Annotated in this window: 15 protein-coding genes; 14 read left to right on the top strand and 1 reads right to left on the bottom strand. The window is 70.5% G+C overall.

What is annotated here, in order from left to right:
* Positions 1-28 precede the first annotated feature (28 nt).
* The 12 genes from ACO073_RS01980 to ACO073_RS01925 all read left to right on the top strand — a co-directional run bounded on the left by ACO073_RS01980 (position 29) and on the right by ACO073_RS01925 (position 10,852).
* Complete coding sequence (locus tag ACO073_RS01980; protein ID WP_421994736.1) at positions 29-1,660, top strand: thiamine pyrophosphate-requiring protein; 1,632 nt, start codon at positions 29-31, stop codon at positions 1,658-1,660.
* A gap of 15 nt (positions 1,661-1,675) precedes the next feature.
* Positions 1,676-2,746 carry a redoxin domain-containing protein gene (locus ACO073_RS01975; RefSeq protein WP_421994734.1) on the top strand — a complete coding sequence of 357 codons (1,071 nt, stop codon included), beginning with the start codon at positions 1,676-1,678 and terminating at the stop codon, positions 2,744-2,746.
* A 158-nt stretch (positions 2,747-2,904) separates the two neighbouring features.
* Positions 2,905-3,354 (top strand): (2Fe-2S)-binding protein, encoded by a 450-nt coding sequence (locus ACO073_RS01970; protein ID WP_421994732.1) that lies wholly within the window; start codon positions 2,905-2,907, stop codon positions 3,352-3,354.
* A gap of 50 nt (positions 3,355-3,404) precedes the next feature.
* The gene (locus tag ACO073_RS01965; RefSeq protein WP_421997372.1) at positions 3,405-5,573 is read left to right on the top strand and encodes a molybdopterin cofactor-binding domain-containing protein; all 2,169 of its coding nucleotides are present in this window, start codon (positions 3,405-3,407) and stop codon (positions 5,571-5,573) included.
* Entirely contained in the window at positions 5,573-5,869 is a 297-nt protein-coding gene (locus tag ACO073_RS01960; protein ID WP_421994730.1) for a c-type cytochrome, read from the top strand. The genes ACO073_RS01965 and ACO073_RS01960 overlap by 1 nt, the downstream gene beginning before the upstream one ends.
* 2 nt (positions 5,870-5,871) lie before the next feature.
* Positions 5,872-7,128, top strand: coding sequence for an FCSD flavin-binding domain-containing protein (locus ACO073_RS01955; RefSeq protein ID WP_421994728.1), 1,257 nt, complete (start codon positions 5,872-5,874; stop codon positions 7,126-7,128).
* Complete coding sequence (soxX, locus tag ACO073_RS01950) at positions 7,125-7,598, top strand: sulfur oxidation c-type cytochrome SoxX (protein ID WP_421994726.1); 474 nt, start codon at positions 7,125-7,127, stop codon at positions 7,596-7,598. The genes ACO073_RS01955 and soxX overlap by 4 nt, the downstream gene beginning before the upstream one ends.
* Positions 7,599-7,601: 3 nt before the next feature.
* A complete protein-coding gene (locus ACO073_RS01945) occupies positions 7,602-8,078 on the top strand; it encodes a SoxY-related AACIE arm protein (RefSeq protein ID WP_421994724.1) in 477 nt (158 codons plus the stop codon).
* Entirely contained in the window at positions 8,075-8,395 is a 321-nt protein-coding gene (gene soxZ / locus ACO073_RS01940) for a thiosulfate oxidation carrier complex protein SoxZ (protein WP_421994722.1), read from the top strand. The genes ACO073_RS01945 and soxZ overlap by 4 nt, the downstream gene beginning before the upstream one ends.
* On the top strand, positions 8,382-9,161 hold the full coding sequence (soxA, locus tag ACO073_RS01935; protein ID WP_421994720.1) for a sulfur oxidation c-type cytochrome SoxA: 780 nt from the start codon (positions 8,382-8,384) through the stop codon (positions 9,159-9,161). The genes soxZ and soxA overlap by 14 nt, the downstream gene beginning before the upstream one ends.
* A 76-nt stretch (positions 9,162-9,237) precedes the next feature.
* Positions 9,238-10,158: a TAXI family TRAP transporter solute-binding subunit gene (locus ACO073_RS01930; protein ID WP_421994718.1), complete on the top strand. Its 921-nt coding sequence runs from the start codon at positions 9,238-9,240 to the stop codon at positions 10,156-10,158.
* 196 nt (positions 10,159-10,354) lie between these two features.
* On the top strand, positions 10,355-10,852 hold the full coding sequence (locus tag ACO073_RS01925) for an Lrp/AsnC family transcriptional regulator (protein WP_421994716.1): 498 nt from the start codon (positions 10,355-10,357) through the stop codon (positions 10,850-10,852).
* Here the strand turns inward: ACO073_RS01925 and ACO073_RS01920 are convergent.
* The gene (locus ACO073_RS01920) at positions 10,810-11,742 is read right to left on the bottom strand and encodes a LysR family transcriptional regulator (RefSeq protein WP_421994714.1); all 933 of its coding nucleotides are present in this window, start codon (positions 11,740-11,742) and stop codon (positions 10,810-10,812) included. The genes ACO073_RS01925 and ACO073_RS01920 overlap by 43 nt on opposite strands.
* 78 nt (positions 11,743-11,820) lie before the next feature.
* On the opposite strand from ACO073_RS01920, the gene ACO073_RS01915 reads away from it, so the two are divergent.
* The gene (locus ACO073_RS01915; RefSeq protein ID WP_421994712.1) at positions 11,821-12,561 is read left to right on the top strand and encodes a sulfite exporter TauE/SafE family protein; all 741 of its coding nucleotides are present in this window, start codon (positions 11,821-11,823) and stop codon (positions 12,559-12,561) included.
* A 68-nt stretch (positions 12,562-12,629) separates the two neighbouring features.
* Positions 12,630-13,424 (top strand): class II aldolase/adducin family protein, encoded by a 795-nt coding sequence (locus ACO073_RS01910; RefSeq protein ID WP_421994710.1) that lies wholly within the window; start codon positions 12,630-12,632, stop codon positions 13,422-13,424.
* The last annotated feature ends 56 nt before the right edge of the window (positions 13,425-13,480 follow it).

The raw sequence follows: 13,480 nt of genomic DNA, 5'->3' as shown, positions 1-13,480 counted from the left end.
GCGCTCCGATGACGAGGGGAGGGACGACATGAAGACCGGGCCCGCGATCGCCGACATCCTCAAGAAGGAGGGCGTCGAGTATCTCTTCGCCTATCCGGTCAACCATCTGATCGAGGCCTGCGCGGCCGTCGACATCCGTCCCATCATCGTGCGCCAGGAGCGCATCGGACTGCACATGGCCGACGCCATGTCGCGTCTCAGCAAGGGCCGCCGCATGGGCGTGTTCTGCATGCAGAGCGGCCCGGGCTCGGAGAACGCCTATGGCGGCGTCGCCCAGGCGTTCGGCGAGTCGGTGCCGCTGCTGGTGATCCCGCAGGGCTATCCGCGCCGCATCGCCCACGTGCCGCCGAACTTCAACTCGACCCTTGCCATGGCGCACGTCGCCAAGCACTGCGAGCCGATCACCAGCGGCAAGGAAGTGGCCAACATCATGCGCCGCGCCTTCAGCCTGCTCCGCAACGGCCGCGGCTCGCCGGTGATCGTCGAGCTGCCGGCCGACGCCTATGCCGAGGACGCGCCGGAGCCGCTCGACTACGAGCCCGTCGTCGTCACCCGCTACGCGCCCGATCCGGCGGCGGTGTCGGAAGCGGCGAAGGTGCTGATGTCGGCGCGGCGGCCGGTGATCTATGCCGGCCAGGGCGTGCACTGGGCCGAGGCCTACGACGAGCTCAGGGAACTGGCGGAGCTGCTCGCCATCCCGGTCTGCACCAGCCTCGAGGGCAAGAGCTGCTTCGACGAGACCCATCCCTTGTCGCTGGGCTCGGGCGGCCGCGCCTATCCGAAGGCGGTGCGGCAGTTCCTCGACCAGTCGGACGTGATCCTGGGCATCGGCTGCTCCTTCACCGAGACCAACTTCGGCATCTCGATGCCGAAGGGCAAGACGGTCATCCACGCCACGCTCGATCCCGCCCATCTCAACAAGGACGTGCCGATCAAGCACGGGCTGGTGGGGGACGCCAGGCTCACCCTCGCGGCGCTGGTCACTGCCTGCAAGGCGCTGGGCGCCACGAAGCGCGACGCCGCGCCGGTCGCCGCCGAGATCAAGGCGGTGGCCGACGAATGGCTGAAGGAGTGGATGCCCAAGCTCACCCACGACGACGCGCCGCTCAATCCCTACCGCGTCCTGTGGGACCTGCAGCACACGGTCGATATCGCCAACACGATCATCACCCACGATGCCGGCAGCCCGCGTGACCAGCTCTCGCCGTTCTGGAAGACGACGGCGCCGCACACCTACATCGGCTGGGGCAAGACCACGCAGCTCGGCTACGGGCTCGGCCTCGCCATGGGCGCCAAGCTCGCCTGTCCCGACAAGCTCTGCATCAACGTGTGGGGCGATGCCGCCATCGGCTTCACCGGCATGGACTTCGAGACCGCGGTGCGCGAGCGCATCCCGATCCTGTCGATCCTGCTCAACAACTTCTCGATGGCGATCGAGCTGCACATCATGAAGGTCTCGACCGAGAAGTACCGGTCGACGGACATCTCGGGCGACTATGCCGCCATGGCCCGGGCCTTCGGCGGCTACGGCGAGCGCGTGACCAAGCCCGAGGACATCGTGCCGGCGATCCGGCGCGGCATCGAGCAGACCAAGAAGGGCGTGCCGGCGCTGCTCGAGTTCATCACCTCCAAGGAAGTCACCATCTCGACCCCCAAATAGGCGACGGAGGCAGCGATGACCGTGATCCTGAGCGCGACCGGCGAGCACGAGGTCGCGGCGAGCGACGGGCTCTGGATGGACGCAGCCGATGCCGCCACGGTCACCGGCTGGACGCTGAAGCCCGAGGGCATGTGCCGCGACGAGCGCTGCGTGCCGCTGCCGGCGTCGGCGGTGAAGGACGGCGCGGTCGACGTCGCCGCCTTCTGGACGAAGCTCGGCGGGCCGGCGATCGCCAGCGACGACGGAAGCGTCTGGGCGCTGGGCGCGCCGGCCGGGGAGCGCAACGACGCGCTCGAAGGGCTGACGGCGCCCGACTTCACCCTGCCCGACGTCGACGGCGTGCCGCGCACGCTCTCTGACCTGCGCGGCCGCAAGGTCTTTCTCGCCACCTGGGCCAGTTGGTGAGGCTGCCGGCTCGACTTGCCCGTGTGGCAGACCCTCTACGATGAGCTGAAGGACCGGGGCTTCATGGTGGTGGCCGTCGCCGAGGAGAGCCGCGGCGCCGATCACGCACGGCCCTGGATCGAGCAGGCCCGCACGCCGGGCGCGGCGAGCTACTGGCAGCTCATCGACACCGATCACCGCCTGAGCGACCTCTACAATCTCGTGAACGTGCCGCAGGCCGTCTGGATCGACGAGCAGGGCACGATCGTGCGGCCGCCCGAGACCGCGGGCTCGACCGATCATTTCCGCCGCATGGACCTTGCGACGCGCAAGATGTCGCCCGAGGACCAGGCCGCGCGCCTGGCCGCGCGCGAGGCCTATCTCGACGCCGTGCGCGCCTGGGTGACAACCGGCGCGCACGCGCTGCCGGCCGACGCCGCGCGTGCCGGCCTGCCGGAGGCGACGCCGGAGATCGCCGAGGCGCATGCCCGCTTCCGGTTGGGCGTCTGGCTGCACAAGCACGGCAGGACGGCCGAAGGCGACCGCCAGCTGCAGGCGGCGAGCCGGCTGCATCCCGGGTCCTGGAGCATGTGGCGTCAGGCGGCCGACCTCGACGAGGTCGGCAAGGCCTCGGGCCCCGACTTCTGGAAGCGCGTCGAGGCGCTGGGCGACCGGCCGTACTACCCGCCGCCCAAACTCTAGGGAGCGGCCTCCGTCACGTCGCTCTGTGCCTGTGTGGTCCGCAGACAGAGCGCAAGCAGCACGGCGCCATCAAACCTGCGTGAGAGTGCGTCGGCCGCCGGGCGCGGACGCGCGCGCTCGGCTAGGCTCGCGGCCTTACCTCATTCATGGAGGCCGGGATGGCTGTCCTCAATGTCAACGGAAAGGCCGTGAACCACGCCGCCGATCCGCGTACGCCGCTGCTCTGGGTGCTGCGCGAGCAGCTCGGCCTGACCGGCACCAAGTATGGCTGCGGCATCGCCCAGTGCGGCGCCTGCACCGTGCTGATCGACGGCGTGGCGACGCGCTCCTGCCAGGTGCCGGTGAACTCGGTCGGCGCCAAGAAGATCGTGACCATCGAGGGGATCGCCGCCGACGGCAAGCTGAACCGGATCCAGGCCGCCTGGGTCGAGCTCGACGTTCCCCAGTGCGGCTACTGCCAGAGCGGCATGGTCATGGCGGCGACGGCACTGCTTGCCGCCAACCCGAAGCCGACCGACGCCGACATCGACGCCGCGATGACCAACGTCTGCCGCTGCGGCACCTACAAGCAGGTGCGCGAGGCGATCCACGCCGCCGCCAAGGCGTGAGGGAGGCTAGCATGACGATCCAGACTCCTCTCGGCCGGCGCCCGACTGGCATGGTCCCGACCGGCCGGTACCTGACGGGCCGGCGCCGCTTCCTGGTCGGCACGGCCGCCGCGGCCGGCGGCCTGTCGCTCGGCTGGTCCTTCGCGTCGCGTCCGGCGCTCGCCGCCGAAGCCAAGGAGATCAATGCCTGGGTGGTGATCCGGCCCGACGACACCGTCGTGATTCGCATCGCCCGCTCCGAGATGGGGCAGGGGACGCTGACCGGACTCGCCCAGCTCGTCGCCGAGGAGCTCGAGTGCGACTGGAGCAAGGTCACCTGGGAATATCCGACACCGGGCGAGAACCTCCGGCGCAACCGCGTGTGGCGCAACTTCTCGACCGGCGGCAGCCGCGGCATCCGCGAGAGCCACCAGTACGTGCGCGAGGGCGGTGCGGCCGCGCGCGAGATGCTGGTCCAGGCCGCGGCCAACCAGTGGGGCGTGCCGGCCGGCGAGTGCAAGCCAGCCAAGGGCGTCATCACCCATGCCTCGGGCAAGAGCGTCACCTACGGCGCGGTCGCCTCGGCCGCCGCCGCGCTCGAGCCGCCCAAGTCGGTCAAGCTCAAGGATCCAAAGGACTGGACGATCGCGGGCCAGCCGCTGAAGCGGCTCGACACGGCCGACAAGGTCACGGGCAAGCAGGTCTACGGCATCGACTTCACGCTGCCCGGCATGCTGGTCGCCACCGTGCGCGCCTGTCCGGTGATCGGCGGCAAGCTCAAGGGCTTCGACGCTTCCAAGGTCGAGAAGATGCCCGGCGTGAAGAAGGTGCTGGCGGTCGACGGCATTGCTGTGGCCGTGGTCGCCGACACGTTCTGGAACGCCCGCACCGCGGCGGCGGCGCTCAAGCCGGAATGGGATGTCGGCAAGCTGGGCGAGGTCCAGAGCGAGACCATCGACGCGATGCTGAAGGAGGGGCTCGACGCCTCGGAGGCCTTCGTCGGCAACAAGGCCGGCGACGCGCGGACGGCGATCGACGGCGCCGCCAAGAAGGTCACGGCGGTCTACCGCTATCCCTACCAGCACCACGTCACGATGGAGCCGATGAACGCCACGGCGCGGGTCACGGCCGAGCAGTGCGAGGTCTGGTGCGGCACGCAGAACGGCGAGGCCGCGATGGCCGCGGCGTCGGAGGCGAGCGGCCTGCCGATCGCCAAGTGCGAGGTCCACAAGCTGCTGCTGGGCGGCGGCTTCGGGCGGCGCGGCCGGGCCGACTATGTCCGGCAGGCGGTGCTGATCGCCAAGGAGATGCCCGGTGTCCCGGTCAAGATGATCTGGACGCGCGAGGAGGACATGACGCACTGCCAGTATCACCCGACCACCATGTGCAAGCTGACCGGCGGGCTCGATGCCCAGGGCAATCTGGTGGGTCTGCACATGCGCATCTCGGGCCAGTCGATCCTGGCATCGCTGCTGCCGCAGAACCTTCAGAACGGCATGGATCCGGCGGCCTTCCAGGGCGTCATGGCGTCCGGCGTCGAGGCGGCGTTCGGCTACACCGTGCCCAACCTCCTGGTCGACCACGCGATGCGCAACCCGCACGTCACGGCGGGCTTCTGGCGCGGGGTCAACACCAACCAGAACGCGTTCTACGTCGAGTGCTTCATGGACGAGCTGGCCGACGCGGCCGGCCAGGATCCGCTGGCCTTCCGCCTCAAGATGCTCAAGCCCAAGTGGGCGGCGGTGCTGAAGGCGGCGGCCGACAAGGCGGGCTACGGCAAGCCGCTGCCCGAGGGGCATCATCACGGGCTCGCGCAGGTGATGGGCTACGGCAGCTATGTCGCCGGCGTCGCCGAGGTCTCGGTCAGTGCCGACGGCATGCTGAAGATCCACAAGATCACGGCGGCGACCAATCCCGGCCATGTCGTCAACCCGGCGCAGATCGAGCGCCAGGTCGCGGGCTCCTTCGCCTACGGCCTGTCGGCGGCCCTCTACGGCGAGATCACCGTCAAGGATGGCGCCGTCGAGCAGACCAATCTCGATTCCTACAACCTGATGCGCATCGACGAGATGCCGGACGTCGAGACGGTGCTGGTGCCGACCGGCGACTTCTGGGGCGGCGTCGGCGAGCCGACGATCGCGGTCGCCGCGCCGGCGGTCCTGAACGGCATCGCCAGGGCGACGGGCAAGCGCGTCCGTCTCCTGCCGCTGATGCACCACGACCTGAAGAAAGGGGCCTGATGCGGCGGGGACCGTCGGCGGCGCTGCTGGCCGGCGTGTTCCTGCTGGCCGGCCCGGCCCGGGCGGCCGACGCGCCGCCCGGGGCGAGCTCCTGCACCGGCTGCCACGCCGCCCAACCGGTCGCCAACTCGGTGATCCCGCGTCTCGCCGGCCGCCCGGCTGACGAGATCGTGCGGATCATGGGCGAGTACCGCAGCGGCGCCTGGGCCTCGAGCATCATGGGGCGAATCGCCAAAGGCTTCGACGAGGCGCAGATCGCCGCGATCGCCGCCTGGTTCGCCAACCAGCCGAAGTGACCATGCCGACGCGCCGTCGCCTGCTCGGAGCTGCCGCCGCCGCCCTGGCGGCCCCGTCGCTCGTCCGCGCCCAGGGAGCGGCCAGGGTCGTGGTCGTGGGCGGCGGCTTCGGCGGCGCCACGGCGGCGCGCACCCTGAAGACGCTGCAGCCCGCCCTGCAGGTGACGCTGGTCGAGCCCAATCCGATCTTCACGGCCTGCCCCTTCAGCAACGAGGTCCTGGCGGCGCTGCGCGACATCGACCGCCAGCAGTTCCGCTACGATGGCGTGCGGAAGGCGGGCGTCATCCTCGCCAAGACGTCGGCGACGTCGGTAGACGCGCGGGCGCGGACCGTCACCGTGGCCGACGGCAGCACGCTCGACTGGGACCGGCTGGTCCTGTCGCCGGGCATCGACATCGACTGGACCGCGCTGCCGGGCTACGGCCGCGAGGCCGCCGAGATCATGCCGCATGCCTGGAAGGCTGGCGCGCAGACCCTGCTGCTGCGCCGCCAGCTCCAGGCCATGAAGGATGGCGGCCTGGTCGTCATCTCGGCGCCGGCCAATCCGTTCCGCTGCCCGCCCGGCCCCTACGAGCGGGCCAGCCTGATCGCCTACTGGCTGTCGATCTGGAAGCCGCGGTCGAAGCTCCTGATCCTCGATGCCAAGGACGGCTTCTCCAAGCAGCGGCTGTTCCAGAACGGCTGGGCCGAGCTCTATCCCGGCCGCATCGAATGGGTGCCGCTCAGCCAGGGCGGCAAGGTGACCTCGGTCGACCCCGCGACCCTCACCCTGGTCACCGACTTCGGGCGCCACCAGGCAGCCGTCGCCAACGTCATCCCGCCGCAGAAGGCGGCGGCCATCGCGCAGCACGCCGGCGTGGCCGACCGTACCGGCTGGTGCCCGGTCGAGCCGGTCGCCTTCGAATCGACGCTGCAGCCCGGCATCCACGTGCTGGGCGACGCCGCCATCATGGGCGCCATGCCGAAGTCGGCCTTCGCCGCCAATGCCCAGGCCAAGGTCTGCGCCGCCGCCGTGGTCGCGCTGCTGGCCGGCGGAAAGCCGGCCGATCCGATCCTGATCAACACCTGCTACAGCCTGCTGGCGCCCGACTACGGCATCTCCATTGCCGGCGTGTATCGGCCCGACCGGGGACGGCTGATCGAGATTCCCGGGGCCGGCGGCGCCAGCCCGCTCGACGTGGTGGGCGGCTTCCGCGGCCAGGAAGCGCTCTTCGCCACGAGCTGGTTCGACACGATCACCGCCGAGGTGTTCGGTTGAGCGCGGCCCGGACCGGCGGGCTCGCCCTGCTGCTGGGGCTCGCCGCCGTTGCCGCGTCGGCGCAGGTGCCTCCGGGCGGGACTCCGGCTCACCTCGTCGCCTACACCGTGGTCGGCGACGGCATCCCGCGGCCGCTGACCGCTGAGCCCGGCGATCCCGGCCGCGGCCGCGCCCTTGTCGCCAACCGCACGGTCGGCCTCTGCCTGCTCTGCCATACCGGCCCGATCGCCGAGGAGCGCTTCCAGGGCACGCTGGCGCCCAGCCTCGCCGGTGCCGGCACGCGCTGGTCGGTGCCCCAGCTCCGGCTGCGCATCGTCGATGCCGCGCGCCTCAACCCCGACACCATCATGCCCCCCTATTACCGGACGACCGGGCTGCAGCGCGTCGCCGCGGCCCATGCCGGCCGGCCCATCCTCACGGCCGCACAGGTCGAGGACGTGGTGGCCTGGCTCGCGACCCTGAAGGACTGACCGATGAAGCCTCCCTCGCCCGTGACGACAAGGTCGCTGAACCGGCGTCGCCTGATGGCCGGCGCCGCCGCGGTCGCGCTGCTGCCCCTGTCGCCGGCGCGGGCGACGCCGGAGGCGATGGAAGCGGCGATCCGCGAGGTCGTGGGCGACGCGGAGGTGCGCGAGGGTCGGGTGACGCTCGACCTGCCGCCGCTGGTCGAGAACGGCAATGCCGTGCCGCTCACCGTCACGGTCGACAGTCCGATGAGCGACGCCGACCATGTGCGGGCGATCCACGTGTTCAACGAGAAGAACCCGCAGCCGCATGTCTTCGACGCCCGCCTTTCCCCGCGCAACGGCAAGGCGCTGATCGCCACGCGCATCAAGCTCGGCGATTCGCAGCGCATCGTCGCCGTCGCCGAGCTGAGCGACGGCACCTTCTGGAGCGCCGGCGCCGACGTGATCGTCACGCTCGCAGCCTGCATCGAGGACCTGACGTGACCAACGTGCTGATCAATGCGCCGAAGTCGGCGCGGCGCGGCGAGCTCGTGGAGCTCAAGGCGCTGATCCTGCATCCGATGGAGACCGGCTTCCGCCCCGGCACCAACGGCCGCCTGATCCCGCGCAACATCATCGAGCGCTTCGTCGCCACCTGGAACGGCAGCGAGATCTTCAGCATGGCGTTCTCGCCCGCGATCGCCGCCAACCCGTTCGTGTCGTTCTTTGCCGTCGCGGCGGAAAGCGGCACCGTGACCTTCCGCTGGACCGGCGACGAGGGGTTCGCGGTCGAGGAATCGGTCGCCATTGACGTCGCCTGAGACCAGTAGGCGATGGGCGCTGGCCGGGCTGCCCGTCGTCCTCGCCGCCTCGTGGGCGCTGGCGCAGGCTGGCGCCGAGAGGCGGTCGGGCTACCAGGACATGGGAACGGCCCTGCAGAAGATGCAGGACGACGAGTCGTCGAACCCGGCCATGCTGTTCGTGCAACTCGGCGAGCAGCTCTGGTCGCGCCCGGCCGGGGCGGCGGGCAGGGCCTGCGCCGACTGCCACAGCGTCGCCGGCATGAAGGGCGTGGCCGTCCGCTATCCGGCGATCGCCGGCGACGGCCAGCCGATCGATCTGGCCGAGCGCATCGGCCGGTGCCGGACCGAACACCAGCAGGCCGAGCCCCTGGCACCGGAAAGCCGGGACCTGCTGGCCCTCGAGGCCTTCGTCGCCCGCCAGTCGCGCGGCCTGCCGATCGCGCCGCCCGACGATCCGCGGCTGGCGTCCGTCGTCGCCGAGGGCGCCACCCTGTGGCGGACCCGGCAGGGCCAGCTCAACCTGAGCTGCGCCGCCTGCCACGACGACAATGCCGGCCGCAAGCTCGCCGGGGTGATGATCCCGCAGGGCCATCCGACCGCCTATCCGATCTACCGCCTCGAATGGCAGACGCTGGGCTCGCTGCGCCGCCGGCTGCGCAACTGTCTCCATGGTATGCGGGCCGAGACCTTTCCGGCAGACTCGCCGGCCTATATCTCCTTGGCTGCGTACCTGATGAATCGCGCGCAGGGCATGCCCTTCGAGGCGCCCGGCGTGAGGCCCTGAAAGCGTCGGAATGAAAAGAAGATCCACGGGAGGAGCGGCGACGCGTCTCGGCCGGCGCGGCGTTTTGATGGCCGGATTGGCCGCCGGAACAGCGAGGCCGCGCGGCGCGGCCGCCAATTCGCTCACGCTGCGCCTGGGCACCGCGTCCCCGGGCGGCGGGTTCATCGTCTATGCCGGCGCCTTCGTGAACGGGCTGAGGCTCGCCAACCCGGACATCAGCATCCGGCCGGTGGCCACCGCCGGCAGCGTCGAGAACGTCTCACTGCTGGAGTCGGGCGAGGTCGACATCGGGCTCGTGTTCGGCGAGGTGGCGCGGGCCCGCTTCCATCCGTCGTCCGGCCCGCCGACGGGGCTCAAGGTCATCTGCACCGTCTATCTCAGCCCGGGCATGTTCGTCGTCCGGGCCGATACACGCTATCGGAGGATCGAGGAGCTCAAGGGTCGGCCAGTCGTGTGGAACGGGCGCAACTCGGCGCTCGCGCTCCAGGGCCGCTATGTCATGGCGGCGCTCGGTCTCGACCCCGAGAAGGATTTCGAGCCGGTCTACACGCCGACCATGATCGAGGGACCGACCATGATCCTGGACGGCACCGCGTCGGCCCTTTGGGGAGCGGGCAAGCGCTGGCCGGGATTCGTGAAGATCGCCAGCTCCCCGTACGGCGCGCGCTTCATCGTCCCCGATGCGGACCAGGTCGACAGGATCGTCAGTCAGCATGCCTTCATGCAGCGAGTCGAAATCCCGCCGGGCCGCTACCCGGGACAGTCGGATCCGGTGCTGACAGTCGGGTCGTGGAGCTACGTGCTGGCCCGGCCCGACCTCGACGAAGCCGCCGGCTATACGCTGGCCGTCGCGCTGCGCAAGCTCGAGCGCAGCAACACCCTGTTCGAGGGTCACCTGGCTGAAAGCACGGCGCGCAACACGCTCGCCGCCCTGCCGCGCCCCGACGCCTTGCATCCCGGCGTGGCGCGCTACTACCGCGAGCTCGGTCTGATCTGACGGGGGGCGGGCGGCGCCGGCAGGATTTGCCGCCGCCGGTCGGTCCGGCAGGAAATCCTGCCGTCCCCACGATCCGGACGGGCTTGTGTCTTCCATTGCCGCCCGGCCGCCGCCGCCCATAGAGTGGGTCGAGGACGAGCCCCGCCACCGTGATCCCCGACCTGCCCATTCCCGCCTGCCATCCGGCGGCCGGCGCATGACCGCCGATCGCGCCATGGACGCGATCGATCGCAAGATCGTGGCCCTCCTGCAGGAGGATGCCAGCCTGTCGCTGGCCCAGATCGCCCATCGGGTCGGCCTGTCGCAAAGCCCGTGCTGGAAGCGAATCCAGCGCCTGGAGAAGGCGGGGGTCATCCTGAAGCGGGTGGCGCTCGTGGCCCCGGAATCCATCGGCATGGGCCTGACCGTCTTTGTCTCGATCGAGACCGGCGACCATTCCTCGACCTGGCTGGCGAAGTTCGCGCAGACCGTCACGGCGATGCCCGAGGTCATGGAGTTCCATCGCATGGCCGGCGACATCGACTACATGCTGCGCGTGGCGGTGCCCGACATGCAGGCCTACGATGCCTTCTACAAGAAGCTGATCGACACGATGCCGCTCAAGAACGTGACCTCGCGCTTCTCGATGGAGCGGATCAAGTCGACCACGGCCTATCCCATCGGGGCCGACCTCAAGCCCTCGCGCAAGCGCTGAGGCGACGCGGCGGCGCGCAGGGCGTCGAACAGGCGGCGCGCGGGACGCGAGAGACGGCGGGAATCGCGCACGCAGAGGATGAGATGCCGGTCCGCCCAGGGGGCGGCAAGGCGCCGGGCGACGATGGGCAGGCCGCGGCGATGACGGCGTGCGGTGGCTTCCGGCACGATGCCCATGCCGGCGCCCGCCGCCACCATGGTGCAGACGGCGTCGAGGCTGTTCACCCGCACGCGCAGGCGGAGCGGCCGGCCCAGCCGGGCCGCGTGCATCGCCACATGCTCGTCGAGCGCCGTGCCGCGCGGCAGCCCGACCAGATCGACCTCCAGCAGCTCGGCGAAGTCCACCTGCCGGCGCGCCGCCAGCGGATGGTCGCGCCGCGCCACGACGACCAGCCGGTCCGGCCGGAACGGGTGGCTCTCCAGGCCCTCGACCAGGGCCGCCTGCGAGGCGATGCCGATATCGGCGTCGCCGGCGGCGATGGCGGCGGCGATCGCCGGGCTCTCGCGGTCCTCGAGGTCGAGGTTGATCGTCGGGTTGTCGGCCAGGAAGGCGGCGAGCGGTCCGGGCAGGTGCTCCGACAGGGCCGAGGTGTTGGCCAGCACGCGCACGCTGCCGCGCAGGCCGCGCGAGAAGGCGCCGAGCTCGCCACGCATGGTCTCGACCTGCTGCAGCACGATGCGCGCATGGTCGAGCAGCGCGCGGCCGGCCTCGGTCGGCTGCACGCCGCGTCGGCCGCGCATCAGCAGCGGCACGCCGAGCATGTCCTCCATGCCGCGGACGCGCGCGCTGGCCGAGGCGAGCGCGAGGTGCGAGCGCTCGGCGCCGCGCGTGATGCTGCCGGTCCCGGCGATGTTCTGGAACAGGCGAAGGTCGATGAGATCGAAGCGCATGGAGCCTCTGCAAAGAACGAAGGCAGATTCCGTATTCTCCGCATTGTCGACCGGCCGGCCAGCGGCAAACTGCCGGTCATGGCGCTCTCCTCGTTCCTGCTGGTGACATCCGTGTTCGTCCTGGCGGGCATCACCAAGGGCATCGTCGGCCTCGGCCTACCGACCGTCGCGATGGGCGTGCTGGCGGTCGCGCTGCCGCCGGCGGAGGCCGCCGCCCTGCTGGTCCTGCCTTCGCTGGTGACCAACGCGTGGCAGGCCCTGGATGGTCCCCACCTCGCGCGCCTGGTGCGGCGCCTGTGGCCGCTCAACCTCGGGGTCTGCCTCGGCACCTGGGCGGGCGCGGCCCTGCTGGCCGGCGTCGGCGGCCGGCATGGCGGCCTGTTCCTGGGCATCGCCCTGATGGCCTATGCCGGGGTCGGGCTCTCGGCGGCGAGGATCTCCCTGCCGCGCGCCGCCGAGCCGGTCCTGGGACCCCTGGCCGGGGCGCTCACGGGCGGGATCACGGCCGCGACCGGTGTCTTCGTCCTCCCCGCCGTGCCCTACCTGCAGGCGATCGGGCTGCAGAAGGACGAGCTGGTGCAGGCGCTTGGCCTGTCCTTCACGGTGTCGACCCTGGCCCTGGCCGTCGCCCTGGCCGGAGCCGAGACCTTCACGGCGGACCTTCTGCCGTCCTCCCTGCTGGCGCTGGCGGCCGCCCTGGCCGGCATGCGCCTGGGCCAGGCCGTCCGAGCGCGGCTGAGCGCGCGGGTGTTCCGGTTGTGCTTTTTCACCGGCTTGCTGGTACTGGGTGCCTGTCTCGCACTGCGTGGGCTCGCCTGATCGGCCGATGGACGGTGGCCGGGGGCGACGGTACCGTCAGGAACCGCCCAATACCCCGGAGCGTTTCCATGAACGTGCACGCCCTCAAGAAGTCGAACGCCGCCAGCCTTCGGTCCGAGGTTTCTCCCGAGGAATGGCAGGCGCGTGTCGACCTCGCCGCCGCCTACCGGCTGATCCACCTCTACGGGATGTCCGACCTGATCGCCAACCACATCTCGATGCGCGTCCCGGGCGAGCCGGACCATTTCCTGATCAACGCCTATGGCCTCCTGTACGAGGAGATCACGGCCTCGAGCCTGCTCAAGATCGACCACGACGGAAACATCATCGCCAAGCCCGACTTCGGCGACCTGAACTACGGGGTCAACCGGGCGGGCTTCGTGATCCATAGCGCCATCCACATGGCCAAGCCCGACGTCAACTGCGTGATCCACACCCACACCTGGGCGGGAATGGCGGTCTCGACCATGGCGTGCGGCCTGCTGCCCAATACGCAGACCTCGATGCGCTTCGCCAAGATCGCCTACCACGACTTCGACGGCGTGGTGCTGGACACGGCCGTGCGCGAGGCGCTGGTCGAGGACCTTGGCGACAACAACGCCATGATCCTGCGCAATCACGGCCTGCTGACGACCGGCAAGACCATCCCCGAGGCGTTCAACGCCATGCATCGGCTGGAACTGTCCTGCAAGACGCAGATCGCGGCCATGTCGTGCAACACCAAGCTGATCGACGTCCCGGCCGACGTGGTCGAGGCGACCTACCAGAACTACCAGCCGCATGTCCGCCGTCCCTTCGGGGTACTCGACTGGCCGGCTCTGCTGCGGAAGCTCGACCGGATCGATCCGGGCTTCCGCGATTGATTGCAGACCCCGCATAGCTCCCTTCGCGCCTTCGCCGCCGTCGCCTGCGGGTACTG

The sequence above is a fragment of the Reyranella sp. genome (assembly GCF_965229815.1).
Classification (GTDB): domain Bacteria; phylum Pseudomonadota; class Alphaproteobacteria; order Reyranellales; family Reyranellaceae; genus Reyranella.
This window is presented reverse-complemented; position numbering and strand designations above follow the sequence as displayed.